The sequence below is a fragment of the Haloferula sp. genome (genome assembly GCF_049672945.1).
In the GTDB taxonomy this organism is placed as follows: domain Bacteria; phylum Verrucomicrobiota; class Verrucomicrobiia; order Verrucomicrobiales; family Akkermansiaceae; genus Haloferula.
The window spans coordinates 1-23010 of the sequence record NZ_JBATWY010000144.1; the positions used below are offsets into that span (position 1 = coordinate 1).

Annotated in this window: 22 protein-coding genes; 11 read left to right on the forward strand and 11 right to left on the reverse strand. The window is 58.1% G+C overall.

Features of this window, described 5'->3' with window-relative positions:
* On the reverse strand, positions 1 to 1270 hold a 1270-nt coding region (locus WBG04_RS12655; protein ID WP_424314798.1), incomplete at its 3' end, for an integrase catalytic domain-containing protein.
* A 249-nt stretch (positions 1271 to 1519) separates the two neighbouring features.
* On the opposite strand from WBG04_RS12655, the gene WBG04_RS12660 reads away from it, so the two are divergent.
* Positions 1520 to 2101: a tetratricopeptide repeat protein gene (locus tag WBG04_RS12660; RefSeq protein WP_424314799.1), complete on the forward strand. Its 582-nt coding sequence runs from the start codon at positions 1520 to 1522 to the stop codon at positions 2099 to 2101.
* 37 nt (positions 2102 to 2138) lie between these two features.
* Here WBG04_RS12660 and WBG04_RS12665 read toward each other — a convergent pair whose 3' ends face one another.
* Positions 2139 to 3377, reverse strand: coding sequence for a PQQ-binding-like beta-propeller repeat protein (locus tag WBG04_RS12665; protein WP_424314800.1), 1239 nt, complete (start codon positions 3375 to 3377; stop codon positions 2139 to 2141).
* Between the two features lie 125 nt (positions 3378 to 3502).
* Positions 3503 to 4300 (reverse strand): DUF1853 family protein, encoded by a 798-nt coding sequence (locus WBG04_RS12670; RefSeq protein ID WP_424314801.1) that lies wholly within the window; start codon positions 4298 to 4300, stop codon positions 3503 to 3505.
* 191 nt (positions 4301 to 4491) lie between these two features.
* Between WBG04_RS12670 and WBG04_RS12675 the strand changes: the two genes are divergently transcribed.
* From WBG04_RS12675 to ybeY, 3 genes are all read left to right on the forward strand, one after another.
* On the forward strand, positions 4492 to 4857 hold the full coding sequence (locus tag WBG04_RS12675) for a hypothetical protein (RefSeq protein ID WP_424314802.1): 366 nt from the start codon (positions 4492 to 4494) through the stop codon (positions 4855 to 4857).
* 284 nt (positions 4858 to 5141) lie between these two features.
* Complete coding sequence (locus WBG04_RS12680; RefSeq protein ID WP_424314803.1) at positions 5142 to 6785, forward strand: HD family phosphohydrolase; 1644 nt, start codon at positions 5142 to 5144, stop codon at positions 6783 to 6785.
* Positions 6782 to 7231 carry an rRNA maturation RNase YbeY gene (gene ybeY, locus WBG04_RS12685; protein ID WP_424314804.1) on the forward strand — a complete coding sequence of 150 codons (450 nt, stop codon included), beginning with the start codon at positions 6782 to 6784 and terminating at the stop codon, positions 7229 to 7231. Before WBG04_RS12680 ends, ybeY begins: the two co-directional genes overlap by 4 nt.
* 17 nt (positions 7232 to 7248) lie before the next feature.
* On the opposite strand, the gene WBG04_RS12690 is transcribed toward ybeY, so the two are convergent.
* From WBG04_RS12690 to WBG04_RS12700, 3 genes are read right to left on the reverse strand one after another with little or no spacing between them, the layout of a single operon-like run.
* Positions 7249 to 9078, reverse strand: a complete 1830-nt coding sequence (locus WBG04_RS12690) for a SulP family inorganic anion transporter (protein WP_424314805.1) — start codon at positions 9076 to 9078, stop codon at positions 7249 to 7251.
* A 49-nt stretch (positions 9079 to 9127) separates the two neighbouring features.
* Positions 9128 to 10210, reverse strand: a complete 1083-nt coding sequence (locus tag WBG04_RS12695; RefSeq protein ID WP_424314806.1) for an LptF/LptG family permease — start codon at positions 10208 to 10210, stop codon at positions 9128 to 9130.
* 51 nt (positions 10211 to 10261) lie between these two features.
* Positions 10262 to 11800 carry a Na+/H+ antiporter NhaC family protein gene (locus WBG04_RS12700; RefSeq protein WP_424314807.1) on the reverse strand — a complete coding sequence of 513 codons (1539 nt, stop codon included), beginning with the start codon at positions 11798 to 11800 and terminating at the stop codon, positions 10262 to 10264.
* A gap of 185 nt (positions 11801 to 11985) precedes the next feature.
* Between WBG04_RS12700 and WBG04_RS12705 the strand changes: the two genes are divergently transcribed.
* The 3 genes from WBG04_RS12705 (at position 11986) to WBG04_RS12715 (ending at position 15597) form a co-directional block, all read left to right on the forward strand.
* Positions 11986 to 12615: a D-Ala-D-Ala carboxypeptidase family metallohydrolase gene (locus tag WBG04_RS12705; protein ID WP_424314808.1), complete on the forward strand. Its 630-nt coding sequence runs from the start codon at positions 11986 to 11988 to the stop codon at positions 12613 to 12615.
* Positions 12616 to 12747: 132 nt separating this feature from the next.
* Positions 12748 to 14094, forward strand: coding sequence for a Trk system potassium transporter TrkA (gene trkA / locus WBG04_RS12710; RefSeq protein ID WP_424314809.1), 1347 nt, complete (start codon positions 12748 to 12750; stop codon positions 14092 to 14094).
* Between the two features lie 12 nt (positions 14095 to 14106).
* Positions 14107 to 15597 carry a TrkH family potassium uptake protein gene (locus tag WBG04_RS12715; protein ID WP_424314810.1) on the forward strand — a complete coding sequence of 497 codons (1491 nt, stop codon included), beginning with the start codon at positions 14107 to 14109 and terminating at the stop codon, positions 15595 to 15597.
* Between the two features lie 12 nt (positions 15598 to 15609).
* Here the strand turns inward: WBG04_RS12715 and WBG04_RS12720 are convergent, their stop codons facing one another.
* Positions 15610 to 15876, reverse strand: a complete 267-nt coding sequence (locus WBG04_RS12720) for a ferredoxin (RefSeq protein ID WP_424314811.1) — start codon at positions 15874 to 15876, stop codon at positions 15610 to 15612.
* 42 nt (positions 15877 to 15918) lie between these two features.
* On the opposite strand from WBG04_RS12720, the gene WBG04_RS12725 reads away from it, so the two are divergent.
* Both WBG04_RS12725 and WBG04_RS12730 read left to right on the forward strand, forming a co-directional pair.
* Positions 15919 to 16821, forward strand: coding sequence for a LysR family transcriptional regulator (locus tag WBG04_RS12725; protein WP_424314812.1), 903 nt, complete (start codon positions 15919 to 15921; stop codon positions 16819 to 16821).
* A gap of 96 nt (positions 16822 to 16917) precedes the next feature.
* Entirely contained in the window at positions 16918 to 17604 is a 687-nt protein-coding gene (locus tag WBG04_RS12730; RefSeq protein ID WP_424314813.1) for a hypothetical protein, read from the forward strand.
* Between the two features lies 1 nt (position 17605).
* Here the strand turns inward: WBG04_RS12730 and WBG04_RS12735 are convergent, their stop codons facing one another.
* From WBG04_RS12735 to WBG04_RS12750, 4 genes are all read right to left on the reverse strand, one after another.
* On the reverse strand, positions 17606 to 18373 hold the full coding sequence (locus tag WBG04_RS12735; protein ID WP_424314814.1) for a rhomboid family intramembrane serine protease: 768 nt from the start codon (positions 18371 to 18373) through the stop codon (positions 17606 to 17608).
* A gap of 77 nt (positions 18374 to 18450) precedes the next feature.
* Complete coding sequence (locus WBG04_RS12740; RefSeq protein WP_424314815.1) at positions 18451 to 19317, reverse strand: hypothetical protein; 867 nt, start codon at positions 19315 to 19317, stop codon at positions 18451 to 18453.
* The gene (locus WBG04_RS12745; RefSeq protein WP_424314816.1) at positions 19314 to 20813 is read right to left on the reverse strand and encodes an SGNH/GDSL hydrolase family protein; all 1500 of its coding nucleotides are present in this window, start codon (positions 20811 to 20813) and stop codon (positions 19314 to 19316) included. The genes WBG04_RS12740 and WBG04_RS12745 overlap by 4 nt, the downstream gene beginning before the upstream one ends.
* A 34-nt stretch (positions 20814 to 20847) precedes the next feature.
* Entirely contained in the window at positions 20848 to 21396 is a 549-nt protein-coding gene (locus WBG04_RS12750) for a rhodanese-like domain-containing protein (RefSeq protein ID WP_424314817.1), read from the reverse strand.
* A 72-nt stretch (positions 21397 to 21468) separates the two neighbouring features.
* Between WBG04_RS12750 and pssA the strand changes: the two genes are divergently transcribed.
* Both pssA and WBG04_RS12760 read left to right on the forward strand, forming a co-directional pair.
* Entirely contained in the window at positions 21469 to 22320 is an 852-nt protein-coding gene (gene pssA / locus WBG04_RS12755) for a CDP-diacylglycerol--serine O-phosphatidyltransferase (RefSeq protein ID WP_424314818.1), read from the forward strand.
* Positions 22321 to 22403: 83 nt separating this feature from the next.
* Complete coding sequence (locus WBG04_RS12760; protein ID WP_424314819.1) at positions 22404 to 22991, forward strand: N-acetylmuramoyl-L-alanine amidase family protein; 588 nt, start codon at positions 22404 to 22406, stop codon at positions 22989 to 22991.
* Positions 22992 to 23010: the final 19 nt, after the last annotated feature.

A 23010-nucleotide genomic window follows, 5' to 3' on the forward strand; every position in this document is an offset into this window, starting at 1 on the left:
CTGCAACGTAGCCCGGGCCATCGGTCGCCGCCGGGGTGGTGGCGGCGCCGGCTTCGATTTCCTCAAGCCAGCCGACTTCCTCGGCTCGGCGTTCTTCGATCCGATCAATGATCTCAAATATTGCAGCAAGCTTCTCTTCTATCTGCTCAGAGAGTGTCAGTGGATCGAGCGACCCTCGCTCAGCTCGTAGCTTGCTCTTCACAGCGGCTGGGACATTGTGGCAATCTAACAAACGATCACAGGGTGTCCGGGCTACGTCATATTTCTTCGTCACTTTGCTGCCTGATCGGGTCTTTTCAACGAGCTTCATGACCGGGGTAAAATAGTTGCGCAGTGGCAGCCAGGCTGTGGTGTAGAGGTCGTTGACGTGCTCAACGAACCGGATGTCGTCATATCGACCATAACCTAACAACTGCCGGACATGAGTGAAATTCATCTGCTCCCCGTGCGCTTGGTCGTTCTTCTTGTAAGAGCGTGAGCGGATCCAGTGGATGGGTGTCGCGCGGTCCCGCAGGTAGCTTTCCAGGACGGTGTTGAGAAATTCGCTGCCGTTGTCCGTGTCGAAACTGATGATCGGAAACGGCAGTCTTGCGGCGATGACGCGCAGACCTTGGCATACCTCTCCGCCAGTCTGACCCCATAGTCCCACGAGTTCGGTCCATCCGCTGAAGATGTCCGTTAGCGTCAGGCTCCACATGAATTCGCCGCTGCTACTGCCTCCGCCGTGCGATACCGTGTCGCCTTCAAACCACCCGGGACCATCGACTTCCCAAGGCCCACAACGCACTGGCACCGTGGCCTTGAGCCGATGGCTGGTGCGCCCCTTTTTCCGACCATGGCGGCTTTCGTCAGCGAGTTTGTGAGGGGCGGTGATCCGGTCGAGTTGGCGGGGGCTGCAGGCGAGCACTTTGCGGCGAGTCTCCTTAGCCACCTTCCCGTATCGGCTCTCATAGCTCTCAATCCAGAGCGGCAGAGTTTGCTTGAGGCGCTTGCCGCAGGGTTGTTCGGAGCGCTTCCGGATTTCGATGATCACGGCCATTTCCGCTTCTCCGCAAACCGCCTTCAAGCCTCGTTTCCGGGCCTTTCCACCAAGGCTGACTTTGCCGTTGAGCGCCTTGATCGCGTGCTTGCGGTCCCAGCCAGGTGTGTCGCTCACTTCATCAATCATCGCGCTCTTTCCCTGTCGGTTTCGACTCGGATACCTCGCTCGGCAGCTCTCCCAATATTCGTTTTTGCTCTTCTGGCTCATGATCCAGGTGAGTGTCTTCATCCGGGTGTCATTCTTTCTGGCGCAACGACCGACCTCAGCTCCTTTCGGGGCTTTCTCCCGGTGTCATTCCTTTTGGCTTAATGTGTCCCAGTAATTTCAACTGCCTGAAGCCTTGCCGGCGACTTTGGCGGAGAATATTCTCTTGGCGAGAGTTGTCGCCAAAGGCACTCCACGACCCTGTCCCTGCAGCCATCGCTTATGAAATCCTTCCATCATTCCGTTTTATTCTCCGCTCTAGTCACCACCCTTGTGAGCAGCCCAGTCCTGGCAGATTTCGAGAAAGGGATTGCGGCCTATCAGGCGAACGACCTGCCGCTTGCCTACAAGGAATTTCGTGAGTCGGCGGAAGCGGGTGAAGTGGGTTCGCAATTCAATTTGGCGCTGATGTATGAACAGGGCATCGGAGTGGAGAAGGATGAAAAGGAGGCCGTGGTCTGGTACGGCAAGGCCGCGAAGCAGGGGAGTAGTCTCGCGCAGTACAATCTGGCAGTAATGTATGAGAATGGTCGCGGCACGGCGGTGGATTTTGCGAAAGCGCGCGAGTGGTACCGGAAGGCATCCGTGCAGGGCGATCCGCTGGCCATTGGCAATCTGGGGATGCTCTATGTGCGTGGCGACGGGGTGAAGGAGAACAAAACGGCGGGTGTGGCATTGCTACTGATGTCAGCGACGATGGATCCTTCTCCTCAGAACAACGCGAAGAGAAACATCACCGGGACGCGTGGTCTAACCCCGCAAATGATTGCGGAGGCTCAAGAGCTCTCGGATGAGATGAGCAAGGCGAAGAGCCTGCTGGTGCCGCTCGATGCGTATTTGAAGAAGGGCGAATAAACGGGGCCGCTCCTTCAGACCGGAAAGGAGGACGTGTCTATTCCCAGCGGTAGGAACTCAAGCCTTTCAAGTCGCGGATCAGGACTTCGTTGCCACATACAGCGAGGTGCGCCCAGGTCGGGCGGGCGCTCACTTCCAATTCGCTGATCAGCTTGTATGCCTTTGGGTCGGCTTCAATGAGCCTGAGGATCCCCTTGTCATCGAGGGCCAGGATTCGGTTGCCGTTTGCAACCATCGACCAGTAGTCGCCGAAAGTCTCCCTGGTCGACCAAAGCACGTTTTTGGCGACCGGGTCGATGCAGTGGAAACGCTTGTCGCGCCCATGAAGGTAGATTTTGCCATCGATCACGACTGGAGAAGACATGTTGCCTTCCAGTTTGTCGTTCCATCGTTCGGCAACCGATTGGGTTTCGTTGTCAGAAGTGATTTCATACCAGAAGGTCCCGCCGCCGTAGCTGGCGGTGAAGATGTGATTCCCGACCGACGTCGGTGTTAGAATGTTCATGCCACGGAAGGCCTTTACGGGGGTGGACCAGATGACCTCACCCGACTTCGGATCGACACCGGCAAGGGCCATGCGGGTCTGGACGACGATTTGGTCACGGCCCTCGATTGTCGCTCTGATCGGTGAGGAAAAGGCTTCCCCGAACATGGCGCGTTCATCCTCCAGTGTCTTCCACACCGTTTTGCCGTCGGACTTTCGGATCTTGCGCAAGGCGGCACCTGCTTGGACGTAGACATGGTCCCTCCCGAGGAGGGGTGAGCAGACGAAGCCGAACTGCGGTTTTTGAGTTTGTTCCTGTTGGGGGAAATCGACACGCCATTTCACGCTGCCGTTGGTGACGTCGATGGCGACGAGCACGTCGCGCATGCCCCCGACGTAGAGGTGTTCGCCATCACAGGCTGGCGTGCTCCGCACCCAGCTCCCGTTTCTTGCGGCGTAAAAAGGAACCTTGATCGATCCTTCCCACGAGGTTTCCCAAAGCTGTTCGCCGGTCTTTCGGTCGAAGGCGCGGACGATCTCGTTTTCCTTGCCTCGGGTTTCCACGGTGAAGATCCGGCTGCCATGGACTATTGGGCTTGAGTAGCCTTCGGCAAGATCCACCGACCACTGCTTCTTGAAGTTGGCCTCATCAAGGGTTGCGGGCCATGCCTTCGCTCCTTGGTGGATCTGGCCGTCACGGGTCGGTCCTCGCCATTCGCCCCAGTTCGGAACCTCAGAGAGAGAAGGGGTGGTGGCTACAGCCAAGGCCAGAAGGATTTGTCGGACGGGCATAAGGGTCAGATTGCAAGAGTTTCACCGATCCGCAAGGGAACGTTTCCGGGCGCTCTGGGGTGGGTTTCGAGTCCGAGGACGATTCGGTTCGTCTGCGGAGATCCTTCAGCTGTCCGATTGGTCGTTTAGGCGTCCCCGGCACATTGGGGGTAGTGGGAGGGGACGACAAAGCAGGGATCGGGTCCATGGTTGGCGCGTATCATGAGGCATCGTTCGAGTTCAGGAGCGGGTGTCCACTTTTCCAGTGGAGCGTCTTCAAGGTGATCGAAGGAGACCGGCCAGAGGCTTTTGGGAATGAGTTCGAGAATACTGTCCTGATGGAAGTGGTCAGCACACTCGTCGATGGTCAGCCATTGGCCACGGCGGCAGTGCGGGTAGATGAACTCGGGATGGGCTGGCTGTGGTGCGTGCACATGATCGAAGAGGCAGCCGTAGACCAGGGAATGAACCGTGATGGGCTCCGTTCGAAAGCTCTCTGGAAGCGAGTTGCGATGATTCCGAACGAGGGTGAGTTGATGGGTCCGGAGTCGTTGGATTTTTCTGGAGTAGTTGTCGCGCGGATCGGGTCCGGGCAGGGCCAGGCCGGTTTTGGTTTCGACGCCGAGGTAGAATTTCGTGGCGAGCTCGAGATGGATGAGTTGTTGGCTTGCGAGGTCACGGACAAGGAAATCGATTTCACCGAGGGTGGTCTTTTCCTGAAGCTGGAGGTTGCGGGCGAGTAACTCGAAGCCGGAGGATTCTTCTAACAGAACAGCCATTGCGTCTTCATAGAGATGGCCGAGTTTTTGTTCCAGGTCGAGTTTGGGGATGATGTGGGGAAGGCGGAGGCGATCACGAGGAAAGGTGCTGGCTTCAGGGAGATCACCGATGAGCAAGGGCCCGTGGATGAGGCTTTGGCACAGAGCGTGGGAATGGGAGAACATGGGCTTCGGTGGGCTAATCAACGGCGGTGAGGCGTGAAGAGGAAAGGTGGACCGTATTGAGAACTTTGGGTGACCCTTGCCCGGCGCCCTTTTTGGCATCTGGATTCTGCATGGGAAGGGCTTGGCCTTTCCAAGTTGAGACGGGTTTTGGAATTGGAAGACTTTCCGCCATCCGTTTAGAACTAGGTCCGATGAAACCAACGTTGAAGCCTCCTTTGTTCGTTATGGTGTTCTTCTCAATTTTTGGATTCATCGGAATCGCCTTGTTGGTTTTTCTCTGGGGCTCGGGCGATGGATTCCACGACCCACCGCTTGTATTCAAGGTTTTCGGGAGCTTCATTGCACTTGGCTTCATGGCGGTGGGTTTCGGTGCGCCGATCAGTGCGATGAAAAAGGGGAAGGAGGTGGATGGTGGGCGAACGCCCCCGAATCCAGAAGCCTCCGGAGGGTATGCTTGCCCCAATTGTGGGGCCAATGTGAAGAATGCCGAGGTTTCACCGAGTGGGGATGTGAAGTGTCCCTACTGCATTGGTTGGTGGAATATACATCGAGGGTGAGAGGCGAAGTGCCGCAGGGGCGGGATCGCCGCTGGAGGGGTGGCTGCGACAAGGTGTCGCACCTAGGGTATTTGCGGATTGCCAAGGGTAATGGCATCGGGTAGCAAGGCCGCGTTGAGGGGGCGTGGCAATCACGCCCCTTCGGTGTCTACGGACTCCGCCCAAGAATTACCCTTTCACCTGTGGGATTTTTCGATGCTTTCAAACGCTGGCGATTAGCCCGGAAGGGTATGTCGTCGGGAAAAAAACGCCGTGTCCAGTGTGATACCGGGGTCGCGAACTCCTTGGATTGTTCCCCATGGGTGCGCTTCGCGCTCTATGTTACCTTCTGTGTGGGGGCCGCGATTTTGGTCATGCGGGGCGTTCCGCTCGTCAGCGGAACGGAGGATCTGATCGTTGAAGCGCTGAGGCTGGACTACGCCTTGTATGCCTTTTTCATCGCGATGAGTGGAGTGGCGGTGCTGGAGCTGAATCTCGAATTGGCCGCTCGAAGAAATGGGCGGGTCGTCCTGATTCTGGGAGGGATTCTGGTTCATCTGGCTCTGATGAGGGGGCTTTCGCTAATCGGAGAGGTCAACGGACTGTCTGCCGAACTCAGTTTTCTCCTCACTCCATTCGTTCTGGCACCCATGGTTCACACCGTTCTGCTGGGCCGGGCCTTGGGCATCTTTTCGACGATCTATGTCGCGCTTCTTGGAGTTCTGCTACGGCCTACCGATGAGTTGGGAATGTATCTCGCCGTCAGTCTGCTCTGTGGCCTGGTAGCGGTGCAGGCTTTGCATCAAACGAGGCGAAGGGTGCAGTTGCTGCGTGCTGGATTCTATGCCGGATTGATGGCGCTGGTTCTTTCGATGATCTTCGGCGCGATCGATCTGAGGTCGGTGATGCAGCGGGATGCGATGGAGGAGTGGAAGATCGTCGGCCTGGCCTCGGCTACGGCACTGGGAATGGGCATTAGTATCGCGCTGCTGGTCAGCGGTTCTCTCCCGGTCTTGGAAGGTTTGTTCAAACTGACGACTGACATCAGCTGGCTGGAGCTGAGCGATCTGAATCATCGCTTGTTGCGTCGCATGCAATTGGAGGCGCCGGGAACCTTTCACCATAGCCTGGTGGTGGCCTCGCTTTCCGAGGCCGCCGCGGAAGCGGTTGGAGCCAATGCTTCGATGTGCCGGGTGGGTGCCTACTTTCATGACATCGGTAAACTCAAGAAGCCGGAGTATTTCATCGAGAACCAGAATGAAGGGGACGAGAACCCCCATGACTCGCTGACTCCGACCATGAGTGCCTTGATCATCACGGCGCATGTGAAGGATGGCGTGGATCTCGCGTTGAAGCACAAGATCAACCCGCGGGTGATCGATGTCATCCGCGAGCACCATGGAGACTCGCTGGTCAGTTATTTCTACCGACGGGCCCAGGAGCAAAAGCGAGCGGAGTTGGAGAAAGTGGAGAAGAAGCTCGAAAATCCGGAGGACCTGCCGAAGGTGGATGAGAAGAACTTCCGCTATCCGGGGCCGACGCCGCGCAGCCGTGAGAGTGGCATCATCAGTTTGGCGGATGCGATTGAAAGCGCCTCGCGGACGATCAAGAAGCCGACGCCGGCAAAGATTCGCGCACTGGTTGAGAACATCGTGGAAGCGCGTATCTGCGATGGTCAACTGGATGACTGCCTGCTGACGATCCGCGATCTTTCCAAGGTCAAGGAGGTCTTTTGCAGCACCTTGAGAAGTATGCTTCACAGCCGGATCGACTATCCGAAGGATGACGAAAAGGGTCGGAAGTCGGATTTGGAAAAGCGAGCGGCTGAAGAGAAAAAGTCGGCCGCCAAGCCCAAAGCCAAGTCTGAAATCAAAAACGATCCGCCGGCGACGAAGGCTCCAGTCGCTGAACCGAAGCCGACGGCGGCGCTCAAATCGACCACGGAATGAGTGGAATCGAGGTCATCGTTGGAGACAATCAATCAAAGGTTCCGTTTGCCGGAAGGACTCTAACCATGTTGGAGGAAGCAGGGGCGGAGGCGGCGGCGATCATCGTGGAAAATGAGATGCGAGTCGTTGATGCGCCCCTGTCGGCACTTGAATGCGTCGAGGTGGCGTTGGTGGATGACGAAGTGAGTGCTCAGGTTCACCAACAGTTCATGGGTGTTGAAGGGGCGACTGATGTGATCACCTTCGAGCACGGTGAAATCGTGATTGGCGTTGAGGTCGCGCAACGGCAGGCCTCGGAATACGGCGAACCGGATGCGCGGGAATTGCTGCGCTATGTGATCCACGGCCTTCTCCATCTGGCCGGTCATGAGGATGAGAAGGATGAGGACCGCAAGGTCATGGAAGCCGTGCAGGAGCGACTCGTGGCGAGGCTTTGGAAAGCCTGAGAGGCCATCGGGTGGCGCTATTTTTTGTTGGGATCGTAAAAAATCCGGATATCCGCTTTTTCTCCGCCGAGGAGTTGCTGGGCACGTTTGAGTGCGTCGCGCGTTGAGATGTTCGGGTTGCTTGCACGGTAAAGGAAGATGTTGCTTTCGCCGGCTTTGCGGTCGGCGCCTTCCTGAACGACTTCCAGCACGCCGGAATTCTTGAGAACCTTGTAGACCTCGCGCGGGGCGCCGGAAATGAGCACGTGGCGTCCGTCGGAGCGCATGAACTTGATCAACTCCTCCAGAGCAAGCACCGAGGTGGCGTCGAGGTGGCGAGCGTTCTTGAGGCGTAGGATGAGAATGTGCAGCGAAGGGTCGGCCGCAGTGCGTTGTAGCTGGGTGCGGAACAGCTCGGCAGCACCGAAAAAGAGGTCGCCTTCGACGTGGACGATCGAGATGGCGGGATTCGGACGCTTGCGTTTCTCGCCCATTTCGCGGAGTTCGCCTTCGTCATTGAATTCGTATTCGACGAGGTGGGGTCGGCTGGCGCGGCGGAGGAAGAGGGTGATGGAAAGGCCCACGCCAATGAAGATCGCCACGTGAAGGGGGGCAATCATGGTCGAGAGGAAGGTGGTGATCAGCACGGCCGCATCGTCCGGGGTCGAGCGCAGGCAGATGCGGATGTTGGTGGGGTTGATGATGCCGATGGCAATCGCGACAACCAAGGCGGCCAGTGCGGACTTCGGAACGTAGTCGATCAGTGCGATGCCGAAGGAAGGCAGCCAGGCGATGATCAGAGCGGCGACCAGTACCATCAGACCGGCAAAGATTGATGAGAAGCGGGTAAGCGCTCCCGAGGCGAAATTCAGCACCGAGCGGGTGAGTGAACCGGATGCCGGCATGCCGCCGGCGAAAGCGGAAGCGACGTTGGCCATGCCGACGGCGAACATGTCCTGGTTGACTTCGGCGCGATCGCCGGTGCGCGAGGCGATGGACTTGGCCATGACGGTGTTCTCCAAGCAGGCGAGGAAGGCGATGGCGAAGGCGACGGCTGCGAGCGTCGAGATGTCATCGAACAGAGTACCACTGGCGAAATTAAGATGGGGAACGAGGTCGCCCAAGGTAAAGGTGCGGAATGTTTGGACATCGGCGAACTGGCCGCCCGCGTGGATGAGGCTTCCAAAGACGGCTGAAATGAGGACAAGCGAGATGGCGAAGTTCGGCCACTTTGGGCGAAAGTGCTGAAGCCCGAAGTAGAGCAGCAGGCTTGAAGCTCCGATCAGCAAGGGTTGCCATTGAGTGGCGGTGAGGCTCTTGAACAAGGCACCGACGAGTTCGATGAAATTCCGGGGACCGAGTTCATCAACTTCGGTCGAGATCCCGAAGACATGTTTGAACTGGTTTGCCATAATCAGTACCGCGGCGCCCGTAAGATAGCCGACGAGTACCGAGCGGGAGACATATTGCAGAAGGTCCGCGACTTTGAAGAGGGCGCCGACGAGGCAGAAGATCCCGACCATCAGCACCAGCAGGGGCATTAATTCCGTTTCCCTCGCGGCAAGTTCGGGGCCGGCACCAGCGAAGAAGCTGAAGAGCATGAAGGCCGTCGCATTGGTTGGTCCGAGAATGGTGTGCCGTGAGCCGGCGAAAATCGGCGCGACCATGGCGGCGATGGCCGAACAGATGATGCCGAAGGAAATCGGGAGTTCGGCAATGGCGGCATAGGCGATTCCCTGAGGAATGGAGAGCAGGGCGACATTCGGCGCGGCTCCGATGTCGGCGCGGAATTTTTCGCGGGTGTAGCGCCTGAAGGGGCCGACGATGGCAAAAAGACTGATGCTGCCTCCTTCGAAAAACTTCCGCACTCGCCGGAAGATTTTGGAAGGAGAAAACATTTTGCTCATCGTGGACAGCTTAACGGAACCGGGCGCGGCGGAAGAGGATGATGCCGAGAATCAAGCAGGCGATGTTAGGGATCCACAGAATCCATGAAGCGCCGCCTTCATCTCCGAGGACGCTTCCCGCCATGAAGTAGATCGCGCCGATCGCCAGGCTGAGGACCAGTCCTGTGGACGTGTCACGGCGGCGTGCCTTGAGGCCGAGAGGAACTCCAACGAGGGCGAAGGCGACGCAGGCGAGCGACGAGGTGTAGCGCCGGGTTTGTTCCGCCTCGTAACGGCGACGGTACCTTTCGGGAAGATCTGGACGAGAGAGCAGAAATTCATCGATCTGCTGGTTGGTCATCGCTCCGGGCTTCGCTTTGCGAAGACCCTTGTCGGAGTAGTCGATCGCAATCCATTCGAGGTCTTCGGCGAGCATGGTGAATTCCTTGCCGGGCTTTTCCTCGCCATCGATATAGGCCCCGGTAAGTCGCAGGCGGATTTGTTTCTTTTCGTTATCAACCACCGTTTCCGCTGTCTCGGCATGGATGTAGGCACCGGCGTCTCCCTTGTTCTTGTCGCCGACGACGAAGATGTGGAAATTGTGGAAGACGTCGCCCTCACTTCTTCCGGATTCGACTTTGACGTTCTTCATCCGTGTCTGATCGGCTCCGGCGCGGAGCAGGGCACGCGGGTCCTGGAGGATGGTCCGGGTGACGATGTCGTCGACGCGTCTCTTCGCTTGAGGGGCGACGTCGAGATTGAGCCACAGGCAGATGGCGGAGAAGCAGAAGCCAAGAACAATGACAGGCGCGGCAAGTCGCATGAGTCCCATGCCTGCGACCCGGAAGCCGATGAGTTCATTGTCGGAGGACATTCTTCCGAACACCAGCAGCACTGCAGAGAGGAAGGCCCAGGGAACGGTGAAGATCAGCGACACGGGAAGCACGCTGGCGACGAAGTCCCAAAGCACCGAGAGCGGTGCATTCATTTCGACAAGTAGCGGGCGGATCTTTTGGAACAGGTTTCCGACGACCAAGAGCAGGCTCAGCAGCATGATCGCAAAGAGCGTGCCAGAGAGAACCTGGCGTCCGATGTATCGGTCCGATATCCGCATGGAATGAAGGCAGAAGCTTGGCTCGGTAGCGGCAAGCTGTCGAGTGATGATCTAGTGGACTCTGTCGCAGGTCTGAGTGAGGACGAAAATCGTGAGGAGTGATCCTGCCGAGAGGGTGGCGAGTATGGCGCTGAGACCTGTGGCCATGAGGAGGTAGGCGGCGGCTGCGGCGAGCGCGGCCGCGAGTGCGTAGGGGAGCTGGCTGATGACATGGTCAATCGGGCGGCAACCGGCGGCCATTGCGCTGACCACCGTGGTGTCGGAGAATGGGCTGCAGTGATCGCCAAAGACGGCACCGCCGAAGACCGCTCCAATCACGCCGGGCGCGAAAGCGAGTTCAGTACTTTCTCCCAAGGTGAGGGCCGAGAGGGCGAGAGGCATGATCAGCGCCATGGTTCCCCACGAAGAGCCGGTGGCGAAGGCGGTCAGCGAGGTGACACCAAACACGGTGAGCGGCAACCACGGCAGAGCGATCTGATTTCCCAGCAGCGTCTGGATGCGAGCCGCCGCGCCAGATGCCTCGAAAACGCTTCCGAGGCTCCAGGCGAGAATGAGAATCACCAGCGCGGGCAGCAATCCGGCGGCACCTTGAAGCATGGCGGGGCCGACCTCACGACGTCGGGCAGGTGGGAAGCAGGCCCACGCGGCGGTGAGTCCTGCCAGCGCGCCGCCCACCAGGGCCATCGGCGTGCCGTTGCTGCTGGCGGCTTCCCGCCAGGCGTCGAGAGAAAACAGGCGGATCTCGTTTCCAGACCAGATCTGAAGCGAGACCATGATCGAAAGCGCGAGCACAGCCAGTGGCACCAGCACCCGCCAGGGCTCGGTGGTGGCAGCCGAGACCTCCGTCGCGGAAACTTCGCTGGCTCGGTAGCGGCGCATGGGTCCGGGTTCCCAATGGCGGAAAATGGCAAGTGGCACCAGAAAGAGAGTCAGCAGGCAGTAGGGGTTGGCGGGAATCGACTGGAAATAGAGCTGGTAGGCCTCGCCGCCCGGCAAATTGTCGCCGATCAAGGTGAGCTGAAAGGCGATCCAGGTCGAAATAAAGGCGACGCAGGCGACCGGGGAGCTGGTCGAATCGACGACCCAGGCCAGCTTCTCGCGGGAAATGCCGGTGCGATCGACCGCTTGGCGTGAGATTCTTCCCATCAGCATGCTGTTGGCGAGCCCGTCGAAAAAGCACAGAAGGCCAAGTCCGTAAACCGAGCCGAGCACCCGGCGCTGGGGCTTCGCGCTGCTGCCGAGCATCTTTTTCAGCAGGCTGGTGAAGCCCCCCGAAGTCTCGAGAATCCCGGCGAATGACCCAAGCAGCAGGGTGAAAACGAGGGCGCTGATGTGCCAGGTGCCGGTCAGTTCGGGAAAGACGTGATCTTCCAAGGCAAGGCGTGCGGCTTCGATGGGCGCCCCTTTGGCGAGGATCAGGCAGCCGGCGACGACCCCGGCGCCGAGCCCTGCGGCGGCATTTCGGGTGAGCAGGATGACGGCAAAAGCCACGATCGCCGGCCAGAAGGGGACGATTTCGGCGAAAACGGGAAATAGTGCGATCAGCCAGCTTGCCGCCAAGACCCCGATTCCTACCAGCCCGTTTCGCATGGACGAGGTTTCCCGCTCCCCAGGGCTTTGGCAAGTCCCTGGCCTTTAGCAAATGTTAGGGGATTTTTCTTGCGGTCGGGGGGAGCTCAAGCTTGTCTCCCCGGGAATTTTCGGGTCAGCAATGCCCGATTTTCCCCGAAGACGGCACGCCTAGTGCTTTTGGGCTCAAAAAAACCACCTGCTATATGCTAGAAAACCAAGCTTGCCCGTCATCCCCCGAAGTATTCAGCTCGAACCGTCGAAGCGCCCTTGGAGTGATTGGAGCAAGCAGCCTGGCATTGCTGGGCAGTGCGACTCCGGCATCCGCCTTTTTCTTCAGGAAACCGGCTGCCGAGACTTCTCTCAATGTTTCAAAGCTGCCTGCGGCTTGGGTTCAACGCCAAGGCCGGAATTTGGCGGAATACAGTCAATTCATCGGCAAACTCAGGCTGCGCTATGTTTCGACACAGCAAATCATCGAGGCTCACGCGAAGCATCGGGGTCACGTCTGGAATTCCCTGCCACCCAAATCTTTGTGGAGGAATATGGCACCGACCCTGAAGGTGCTCGATCGTCTCGCCGCCGAGCTGAATCAGCCGGTGACGGAAATCATCTCTGCCTACCGTTCGCCGGCCTACAACGCTCGTTGTTCCGGAGCGAAGAGGGGATCTTGGCATCAGGCAAACGTGGCCTTGGACGTGAAATTCCCGGTCCGCGCATCCGTTGTTTCGTCAGAGGTCCGCTCGCTCCGCTCCCGCGGGCTATTCAAAGGCGGAGTGGGCCGTTATTATGCTTTCACCCATATCGATACGCGCGGTCAGAGCGTCGATTGGTAAGGTTGCTTGCCTAGAAATGCGGAAGGTGTGGCTCGATGGAGAGTCGATTTTCCGCTGGTTTTGGACCTCTTTCTGAGGTTGATTCCCGGTGTCCGGAGCTTCGCCGAGGGGGAAGTCCGGTAGCTGTCGTACATGAACATCATCATTGTCGGGGCCGGAGAGATTGGCCGTCATCTGGCCAAATCGCTTTCGCAAGAGGCCCATAGTATTTCGGTCGTCGAGAGCGATGAGAGCCTGGCGGCGGAGTTGGAACAATCGATCGATGCCAAGGTGGTTTGTTCGGATGGAACCAGTGTCAATGCACTGGCCGAAGCCAATGTCGGGGAGTGCCAGCTCTTCCTTTCCCTGACCAGTTCGAATACCGCCAATCTGGTGAGTTCATCGATGGCCAAAAAGATGGGAGTACCGCAGGTCGTTTGCCGCGTGCATCCCGGACTGCAGCGTGAGGAGTGGCTGTTTGATTTCAAAGGGCACTTCGGGATCGATCACTTGTTTTCCTCCGAAAGGCTCGCGGCGATCGAGCTATCGAAATTCATTCGGAATCCGGACTCGCTCGCCGTGGAGGAAATCGCGCGTGGCCGGATCGAGCTCCAGCAGGTGCGGGTGGATGCGAAGTCGGATGTGGTCGGGCGCTCGATGATCACCCTCAAGGCTCCGGAGAGAACGCGGGTCGCGATGATTTCGCGCGGGACCGACCACATGGTACCGACGGCGGAAACGGTCATTGAGGCTGATGATATCATCACCATCTTTGGCGAGCCGCGAAAGTTGAGAACGCTCGCCGAAAGAATGCAGAGCAAGCGTGATGATCGTGATGCCCTGCGGGTGATTATTTTCGGCGGAGGCGAGTATGGTTTCTCACTCGCCCAGATGCTTGAGAGCTGGGACTGCAAGGTCAGGATCTTCGAACAGGATGCGGCGATCTGTCACAAGCTCGTCGACCGCCTTTCCAACACCACCGTGATCAATGCCGACGCCACGGTCGTTGCCGAACTTCAGGAAGAGCAGATCGATGGCGTGGATTTCTTCGTCGCGACCAGCGACAGCGATGAGGACAATGTGATGACCTGCCTGCAGGCCCATACCCTTGGTGCGAAGAACTGCCTGACCTTGATTCACCGTGCCGACTACGCTTCGGCGATCAGTTCGTCGGGCAAGCATTTCGGGATCGCCGCCGCGGTCAGTCCGCGTGATGCGACCCGGCGCGAGATCGAACGCTTCATCACGTCGGACCGTTTTCATCTGGTCAAGACGCTGCCCGGGGCGGAAGTCATCGAGATGCGCGTCTCGAAGGGTTCGATTGCTGCCGGGCACATGGTGCACGAAGTCGATTGGCCGGCCGGCTGCGTGTTGGTCGGGCTGATGCATGGAACCCATGCCGACGTGCCGGGACCGAATGACGTGCTCCAGGCCGATGACCATGTTTACGCCGTGGTGTCCGGGTCGGCCCGCAAGGCCTTCGTCAAGTTGCTGGCCTGATCCAATCACCCGATGAACTTTCGAATCCTCGCCAAGGTCCTCGGACTGCTGCTGCTGCTGCTCAGTGTTTCGATGGGAGTCTGTGGATTATTCGCCCGCTTCGACATCGTCGCGGGGGATCATGAAGCGATGGTGGCGCTCTTCATCTCCTCAGGTTTGACCATGCTTGCCGGGGGACTCCTGGTGGTTTGCGGCTTGGGGAAAATTGACCGGATCCCACGGCGTGAAGGAGTGATGATCGTGGGACTTGGCTGGTTGCTTTCGGCGCTTTTTGGGGCACTGCCTTTCGTGCTGTGCACGCCCGGCTTGAGCTGGGGTTCGGCGTTTTTTGAGTCGGCCTCGGGGTTTACCACCACCGGCTCGACGGTTATCGGCGACTTGTCTGAATGGCCGCGGGGAATCCTCTTGTGGCGCTCGATGACCCAGTGGTTGGGCGGTGTGGGAATTCTGGTTTTGTTCGTGGCGGTGCTGTCCTATCTCGGGGTCGGGACCAAGTCTCTTTTCCGGAATGAATCATCGTTCCAGGCCGGTGAAGCGGCGACGGCACGCATCCGCGATACCGCTCTAACACTTTGGAAGATTTACGCCGGTCTTACTCTGATCTGTCTCTTCGGTTTGAAGTTGATGGGACTCACCTGGTTCAATGCGGTGAACCATGCCATGACGGCCGTATCGACGGGTGGCTTCAGCCCTCACAACGAAAGCATCGGCTACTACTCGGTGTGGGGGAATGGTCTGTTCATCGAGCTGTGGCTGAGCATTTTCATGATGGTCTGCAGTTTGAATTTCCTGATCTTCGCCGTCATCCTTACGGGGAAGTGGAAGCGGATTCGGGAGGAAGACGATGCCAAGTGGTTTATTGGCCTCTGTGCTTTTGTGGCATTCGCGATCGCGGCGGGCCTGGCGATCGATCCCCGGTATTCGGTGAGCTTTGGGCAAGCGCTTCGCGAGGGATGGTTCATCGTGGTTTCGATTGCCTCGACCACAGGATACGGAACGGTCGACTACGGATTGTGGCCGGCGTGGTGCAAGGCGCTGTTGGCGATCCTGATGGTGATCGGGGGTTGCTCGGGATCGACAGCCGGCGGGATGAAGGTCGGGCGCTTTGTGGTCTTCCTGAAATCATCAGCGCACGAAGTCATCCGAGCATTTCGTCCCAACCAGATCTTCCGTTTGGTGGTCAATGGCAATCCGATGGATGACAGCGCACGGGCGCGAACCACTTCCTTTGTCGCGCTTTACTTGTTGATCATCGCCTTGGGGTCGGTGGTGGTCGGGATCATGGAGGCGGGCCAGGGGATCGATCTGGAAACCTGTCTTGGGGCGATCCTGGCGACGCTTTCAAACATTGGCCCGGGCTTTGGTGAGCTGGGCCCGACGAACAACTTCTCGAACCTGAGGGAGGTGACGCAGGTGTTCCTGTCCTGCCTGATGATTCTCGGTCGTCTCGAACTCTTCGCGATTCTGGTGCTCTTCGTGCCGGCGGCGTGGAGGAGGTTTTGAGCAGATCTCATCTCATGTGTCCAAGCCGTCGTTCCCGATAGTCTCGGTGGGGCAACTGGCAAGGGCCTCTTGGGCTAGTGAAATCTCGTCTGGGGTGGTGGGCTGTCTGAAAACATACGTCGTCCCTTCCTGGTCATCCCGAGTAAAGATTTCAGGAGCGATCTCTCGGCACATATCGCAATCAATGCAGCTTGAGTCGTTGTAAAATCGTCCAGGAACGTTCTGCGGGTGCTTGTCCGTTTTGTCTGCCATGCCCCCATGATGGGGGATGATCGGCATATTGATAATTGCAATAAAAGGAGGGATATGTGCAAATTCTGCATGAGTAATGAAAGCATCGGACTCCGCGCGCTCCAGAATTTGAGGTTGGTGGCACTGTATCGAAGTTTCTCAGCGGCAGCGGAGCATGCGGGGATTTCGGCTAGTGCACTCTCCCGGCAGGTGCAATCAGTGGAGGATAATCTGGGCTTAAAGCTGTTTGATAGGACGACACGCAAAGTCAGCCTCACAGAGGCGGGGGCAATCTTCCTGCGCGAGACAGAGGCGATTCCAAGCATTATGAGCGGGGCGATCCGACGAGTAAGGGAAGAGTGCCTTGGCATGCTAAAGGAGATTCAAGTTGGAATATCGACGGAGCTAGCTTCGGCTCATATCCCTGGAATTTTTCATGCTCACAAACGATTTGACTCAAAATCGCGGCTGGTAATTTCGCAGGCGGATGAAGGCGAACTTCTTGAGCAGACTCAGGCCAATCGACTGGATGTTGCGATCATGACAATGCCCTCGGCTATTCCTCAATCGATCGAAGTGATCCATGAAATGGAAGATCACTTCTGTATTCTATCAGGTCGTGATGATGGCCTAGGGGAGCTTCCGTCCACCGCGAGAGATTGGAAGATTTGGTCTGCCAACCAGAACTGGCTGCTCCCATCAGTGGGAACCCATTCACGTCGATTGATGGATACATGGATGGGTGAGGCAGGTTGGAAAGTGGTTCCCAGCATGGAGCTCAAAGACTTTGACCTGATGATTCAACTGGTGGCGCTTGGCATGGGATCGACGATTGTGCCGAGGCGGGCACATGGAGGTTTCATGCGCAAGCGACAGGTTCTCAAGCTCCCGATGCCTCGGACCCTCTCACGGACCTTGGTTGCTATTGTTCCTCGCTTCTCCAGAGCACCTGGGCATGTGAACGCTTTCGTCAAAGGGATTCTGTTTTCATGAAAGCACACGCCAATTGTTCCGGTTGAGGAACGGGAATTCTCTCTTGGTTCCAGCGGGTGAGGGTGCACGCTTCGCGATGTGAAAAGCCCGCCTGAAATGCAGCGTCGAGAAGCCCCGTGGCGGGCCGGTTTGCGGGCGGCGAAGGCGAACGTGATTCCCGGGCTGATGGTGCAGGCGGTGATGGTCGGGTTGCTGGTTGCCTACTACTTCCATCCTCCCACGCGCGAACTTTTGGAGCGCTTGGCTGAGGTGAAGAGCCGCTGGGGATATCTTTACAGTGCGGTGGCGAGTCTTGTCGCTGGAGCGGTGATCCCGGAGTTGCTGCGGATCCTGGTATTTCAAAAAGGCCGAGTCGTTCGTGAAAACCTGGGCAACTTCCTTTTTGCCGCGCCGTTCTGGGCAGGCATGGGCATGCTGGTCGATGCCTTCTATCGACTGCAGGCAATGTGGTGGGGTGATGAGGCGACGGCTTCGGTGGTCATTCCCCAAGTGCTGCTTGATCAGTTTGTCTTCAGTCCCTTCATCACCGCCCCTCTGACCACCTGGCTGTATGAGTGGAAAAACCTGGGCTATCGGATGAAGCGGGAGTTCTTCACCTTGACCTACTGCAGGGATCGTATTCTTCCGACCGTGGTGGCGATCTGGGGGGTGTGGATTCCGATCGTGACGGTGCTCTACACCTTGCCCGAAACCTTGCAGATCCCGCTCTTCTCACTGGCGCTTTCGATGTGGGTCATGCTCTACACTTGGATGAGTGAGGAGCGGCTGCCGGCTGCCCGGTGACTCACCAGTAGCGTTTGGCGTTCGCCTGTTTCTCGTAGATGTGGCGGAAGGCCGTGTCGGGCTCGTTTTTCAGAAAGGCGCGGTAGACGAAGGCGTAGGCGACTCCTGCGACGAAGCCGCCGATGTGGGCGGCGTAGGCGACGCCTCCGGTCTGGGTGGATTGAGAGAGGCTGCCCGAACCGCTAATGAACTGGGTAACGATCCAGAAGCCGAGCACGACTACTGCGGGAATCGAGATGATGCGGAAGAAGAAGACGGCGTTCACCCGGTTGCGCGGGAACAGCACCATGTAGGCACCAAGGACGCCGGAGATCGCCCCGGAGGCACCCAGGTTAGGGATGATGCTTTCCGGTCCCATCATGATTTGGGCGGCGCTCGCAGCGAGTCCGCTGAGAAGATAGAAGACGAGAAAAGGAATCGCTCCGAAGCGGTGCTCGACGTTGTCTCCAAAGATCCAAAGGTAGAGCAGGTTGCCGCCAAGATGGCCCCAACCGCCGTGCATGAACATGGAGGAAATGAGGGTGAGGTAAATTGGTGTTGGACCGGGAAGCTGGGGGATCTCGATGGCTTGAGTGCCCTCCCTGAGGATCACCGCTTCGGTGAGATCAACGCCGTTGACGATTTCAAAAGGAATGACGCTCCAGCCGTAAAGAATCTCGGGGTCGGCCAATTGGAGCAGGAAGACGATCACGTTGATCACCACAAGGCTGATGGTGACGTAGGCCGGGTGCATCAGGTGCCGGTCGTCATCACTGATCGGAAAAAGCATGGCGGCAGCGTTCGAAATTCCGTGGCAGGAGTCGAGACAGGAGGAGGGTGCGATCCTTGTTCTTTGAGGCGGGCCTCTCAGTCGAGGCTCAGGATCAGGGACCAGCTGCGTGACTCGTGGGGAGCGAGCGTGAAGTGCTCGTTGGCTGCGATGGCGGAGGTGAGGTCGTCGTGGGGAGAGGTGGTGGGCTCGAAGCCGAGATTGAAGTAGGGCTCAGAGCCGGTTCCTGACCAGGCGCGTTGGTTGAGCCAGATGCCGAAGTAGGGGGCATCGAGTTTGTCCCAATCGAGTCGGAGCGAAGCACCGTCACGAGCTTGGATTCTCGCCCATTCCGCCTGATCCCGGGCGGTGAAGCTCTTCAGCATGTGGGGTGCCTGCTTGCCCAAAGCCGGGTCACCGATGGTGATGCGGCATCCTCCGTCGTCCGTTTCCTGAAGGTCGAGGCCTTCGCTGGTGGTGAGCGCGGCCGTGGGGAGCTCAAGCACCATGCCATCTTCCAGGGCGAGCAAAGGATGAGCCGCCCAGAGGTAGGGGATGGGGCGCTCGTCGAGCGACTCGAGGGTGTAGTCGATGCGGAGCTTGGGGCCATCGACGGTGAACTGGCGGCTGAAGCAGCTTTTGAACGAGCGTGTCAGGATGCTGAGGGCGAGACTGTCAGGAGTCTGGTCGCTGACGTCGGCGGGGAGGAAAACAAGGTCCCCGTGGTCGGGGATGTCGATTCCTCCCGGCAGGACGCAGGGGGAGATGGAGGGGAAAATCTCATCCCAACCGCCGGTGTCGAGTTGCTCGACGTAGGATTCGCCGTAGACGGGCGGACGACGCGCCAGGTGGGGGTTCGTCCACAGCCATTCGCGGTCGTGACGCCGATCAAACAGCGATGAGATCTTTCCACCAAGCTCGGGGAGGATTCGAACCGAGAGGGATTCGTTGCGGAGTTCGATCAATTCGGTAGGGGTTCGAGAGTGGATTCCAGTCTGATGTAACCCTTCTCTCCGGGATTGATCGGAAGAAGGGCACGGGACAGGCCATCAGGATCGACGGGAGGCGTGGTGATGAAAGGGGTGAATTCCGTCAGAGAAGTCGAACTCGAAGGAATTACGGTGACTCTAGTGGAAGAAGGTAGTCGCACCGGGTAGGAAATCTCAATCGCCTGTGCGCCGCCCGCTTGATCCATGATGGAAGCCTGGACCTTGTGATCGTCGCGCAATGTCGGATCCAGTCCGAGACCGAATTCGACGCCGGCATTGATGCCGTCGTGATCGGTGTCGGATTCCTCGGTCAGACCGTTCAACCCGAAGCATGTCATCCATTGGTCGAAGCTCATATCGATCTCGTTTGCCGTCTTGCGGTGCAAGCCACCGAGGATCTCGGTGGCGGTGAGGGGGGCGATGCCCGTGCCGTAAGTCCTGTTGAAAGCCTCGATCACGGTGTTTGCGATCACGGCGTGGGCATTGGTGTTCGGGTGGAAGTTGGCGCTGATCGGGCCGTTGAGCCAAACCTTGGAGAGGTCGCCGCTCATGGTTCCGGTATTTTCGAAAGCAATGCCGTGGATGCACAGGGGATCGGGCCCGAGGAGCTTGAGGGTCGGCGAGTAGACGTCGGCGTATGCGAAGCCCCTGGATTCGGCGAGCAGGGCAAGTTGACCGTTCAGGTCATCGAGCACGGCGGTGACCCTTGCGGTCTTGATAGGGTCGGTCGGGTATTTCCCCTTGATTTCGGGAGTGATGCCGATGTGGGGGACATTGACGATGACGACCTGAATGTCGGGATTGAGTTGCTGGACGCGGTCGAGCACGGCCCGACTGTCGTCCATGAATTCATCGACGAAAGTGCCGGCTGAGTCGCCATTGTAGACCGTGCCGTAAATGCCCCGCACGTCATTGCCTCCGATGAAGAAACTGAGTCGTTCGGCGGTGTCTTGGATCTGTTTCTCGAAATCGATGAGCGAGAACTGAGAGGGATCGAAGTCTGTGAGCGCGATGGCTGAGGCAAGGTCTTCGAACTCGGGGATCTCAGCGAGGATGTCGAGGAAGCTCGAGGTGCCCGCGATGAAGCGTCTCATTTGATCGACCGTCTGTCCTGGGACGGCCCAGTTGTATTCGTGGCGGAAGAGGAAGGTTTGTTCGGGGACGACGAATGGAATGCCTGCGATGGTGTAAGTGTCACGAACGCCGATGTCGAAGTGTTCGTTCCGATAAGCAGGGTTGATGAGGATTTCGATCCAGTTTCTAACAGAGGAGCCGAAGCCATCGCCAAAGGTGGGGCCGAAGGGAACCGAGTATTGGAATCCGAATTCCGCCTCGTAGGCAAAGGTCAGCGAGTCGCCGAGGGTGACGATCTGCTCGGCCGCTTTGAGACCCGTACAAGGAAGGGTGATGGCGGCGAGCAAAGGAAGAAGGGAAGACTTCAAGTAGGTGGGATGATTTGAAATTGGGCGCATGTTGGCTAGAACCGAAGTTGCGCGTTAATCGGGTTCACTCGATTTCGAGGCGGTAGCGGCGGAGTGAGGGGTCGATTATCTGCGACCAGGCGTCGATGCCGCCCTCGATGGCGCGGGTCTTGATCAGGCCGTGGCCGTGGAACCAGGAGCAGGTATCGAGGACGTGCTTGCCGCTGTGATCGTAGAGCAGGATCTCGCGCTCGGGTGGTCCGGCAAAGAGGCGCTGCTGGTATTCCTGATCCATGAACTCGGATCCGGGGATGGAAACGGCTTCGTGCTCCTCGCGGGTGCGGGTGTCGAGGAGCAGGGGGGGATTTTCGGATTCAAGGAGTGCCTTGGCTTCCCCGGGCTCGATGAGCATCGCCTTGTCGTGTTCGTGTGCAGCGAGGATGTGCTCGAGCATTTCCTCCGCTGGGACTTCCGCCGCCCTCTTGGCGAGCTCGGCCAGCGTCTCGGTTGGGGCGAAGCCACAGCTCTGACAGCCGCCGAGATGGTAGCGGGAAAACAGGGCGCGGCGGGCACCGGGAAGTGAGGCCATGATCTCGCCGAGCGGGGAGTCGATGGAGAGCGTGGATGGGTTCATGGGCGAAGGCTAGTCGCTGAACCGGGATTTTCCACTGTTTCCGTCCTCCGGAGTAGGGCAGAGTCCCGCCGCATGTTCAGTTCCAAGGATCCTGACGAACCCAAGATCTACCTGCTGCCGAATCTGATGACGGCGGGCAATCTCGCGTGTGGCTTTTTCGCGGTGCTTTCGATCTTCAACGGGATCATGCTGGCGACCAGCAGTGAGGGCTACGATTTCTCAGCCGCTCAGCCCTATTATGAGCGGGCGATCTTGCTGATTTTTGCCTCCTGCATCTTTGATCTTCTGGATGGGCGCCTCGCGCGGCTTGGGGGAAAGGAATCTCCTTTTGGCGCGGAGTTTGATTCTCTCGCTGATGTGATTTCCTTCGGCATGGCACCCTCGTTGTTGATGGCGAAGGCGGTGCTGTTTCCGTTGGATGAAGTCGTGAATGGGCTCGGATGGGTGCTTGCCTGTTTGTATGTTCTCTGCGGTGCGATCCGCTTGGCCCGTTTCAATTGTCTGGCGGCGATGCCGAAAAAGCCAGGGGCAGACACGGACTTCAGGGGGATTCCGATTCCGATGGCGGCCGGCTTCATCACCTCGCTGACCTTCCTGATCATTTACCTCAATAACAACGATCACAACATCGGCGCATGGAAGTATCTGCTGGCCGGAGCGATGCTTGGGCTCTCGATCCTGATGATCAGCGATGTGCGCTACCCCAGCTTCAAGAAGGTCGGTTGGAAGACCAAAGGCACTCCGCTCATGATTGTGGTCGCGGTGGTGATTTTGGTGGCAACGGTGATGTTCTACTGGGTGATGCCGGTGATTCTGTTTTCCGTCTATCTTCTCTATGGTTTGGCGGTCCGCCCCTTCCTGCCGAAACGCGTCATGGAAGAGATCGGTGACGATCCGACCATCGAGGATGACGAGGACTTCTGAGAAAACTCTAAAAAGATTTAAGAAAGTTTTTGATTAAGTTTTCTTAATCAATTAGGGTCCTTGCCGTGAGGAGCGATCGACAAATGGGTGCTTGGTTGGTCGGCTTGCTGATTTTGTTGGGAACCTGCGTGGCAGTGGATGCCGCTCGGTTCTCCACGGTGGTTATCGATCCGGGCCACGGCGGCAGGGATAAGGGAGCCTACTGGGGAGGGGTGAGAGAATCCCATTTGAATCTCAAAGTGGCCCAGAAACTGGAAGGTTTGCTCAAGAAAAGGGGGATCCGGACAGTGATGACTCGTCGCAGCGACGTGTTTGTTTCTTTGGGAAGTCGCGCGGCGATCGCCAATCGCTACGGCTCGTCGGTATTCGTCAGTATCCATTTTAACGCCTCCACCAACCGCTCGATCAAGGGTGTCGAGACGTTTTACTGGGGATCGCGCGGGCGAATCATCGCCGGAGCGATCCAGCGTCGCTTGCCGTCACGGGTGAAAACCATCAATCGGGGGATCAAGCGACGTGGATTCACGGTGCTGGTCCAGACCCGCAGTCCGGCCGTCCTGGTGGAGTGCGGATTCATCAGCAATTCTTCGGAGAGGGGTCGCTGTTCGACGCGCTGGTATCAGGAGACGGCGGCGCGTGCGATTTACGATGGCTTGATGGCGTGCCGCTGAGCTGGGCGAGAAAGGGCTG

Coding starts and splice junctions, on each gene's coding strand:
- WBG04_RS12665 (WP_424314800.1), bottom strand. CDS start 3,377: ATGCCCGTCCGACAAATCCTTCTGGCCTTGGCTGTAGCCACCACCCCT.
- WBG04_RS12670 (WP_424314801.1), bottom strand. CDS start 4,300: ATGTTCTCCCATTCCCACGCTCTGTGCCAAAGCCTCATCCACGGGCCC.
- WBG04_RS12675 (WP_424314802.1), top strand. CDS start 4,492: ATGAAACCAACGTTGAAGCCTCCTTTGTTCGTTATGGTGTTCTTCTCA.
- ybeY (WP_424314804.1), top strand. CDS start 6,782: ATGAGTGGAATCGAGGTCATCGTTGGAGACAATCAATCAAAGGTTCCG.
- WBG04_RS12695 (WP_424314806.1), bottom strand. CDS start 10,210: ATGCGGATATCGGACCGATACATCGGACGCCAGGTTCTCTCTGGCACG.
- WBG04_RS12700 (WP_424314807.1), bottom strand. CDS start 11,800: ATGCGAAACGGGCTGGTAGGAATCGGGGTCTTGGCGGCAAGCTGGCTG.
- WBG04_RS12705 (WP_424314808.1), top strand. CDS start 11,986: ATGCTAGAAAACCAAGCTTGCCCGTCATCCCCCGAAGTATTCAGCTCG.
- trkA (WP_424314809.1), top strand. CDS start 12,748: ATGAACATCATCATTGTCGGGGCCGGAGAGATTGGCCGTCATCTGGCC.
- WBG04_RS12715 (WP_424314810.1), top strand. CDS start 14,107: ATGAACTTTCGAATCCTCGCCAAGGTCCTCGGACTGCTGCTGCTGCTG.
- WBG04_RS12720 (WP_424314811.1), bottom strand. CDS start 15,876: ATGCCGATCATCCCCCATCATGGGGGCATGGCAGACAAAACGGACAAG.
- WBG04_RS12725 (WP_424314812.1), top strand. CDS start 15,919: ATGAGTAATGAAAGCATCGGACTCCGCGCGCTCCAGAATTTGAGGTTG.
- WBG04_RS12730 (WP_424314813.1), top strand. CDS start 16,918: ATGCAGCGTCGAGAAGCCCCGTGGCGGGCCGGTTTGCGGGCGGCGAAG.
- WBG04_RS12735 (WP_424314814.1), bottom strand. CDS start 18,373: ATGCTTTTTCCGATCAGTGATGACGACCGGCACCTGATGCACCCGGCC.
- WBG04_RS12745 (WP_424314816.1), bottom strand. CDS start 20,813: ATGCGCCCAATTTCAAATCATCCCACCTACTTGAAGTCTTCCCTTCTT.
- WBG04_RS12750 (WP_424314817.1), bottom strand. CDS start 21,396: ATGAACCCATCCACGCTCTCCATCGACTCCCCGCTCGGCGAGATCATG.
- pssA (WP_424314818.1), top strand. CDS start 21,469: ATGTTCAGTTCCAAGGATCCTGACGAACCCAAGATCTACCTGCTGCCG.
- WBG04_RS12760 (WP_424314819.1), top strand. CDS start 22,404: ATGGGTGCTTGGTTGGTCGGCTTGCTGATTTTGTTGGGAACCTGCGTG.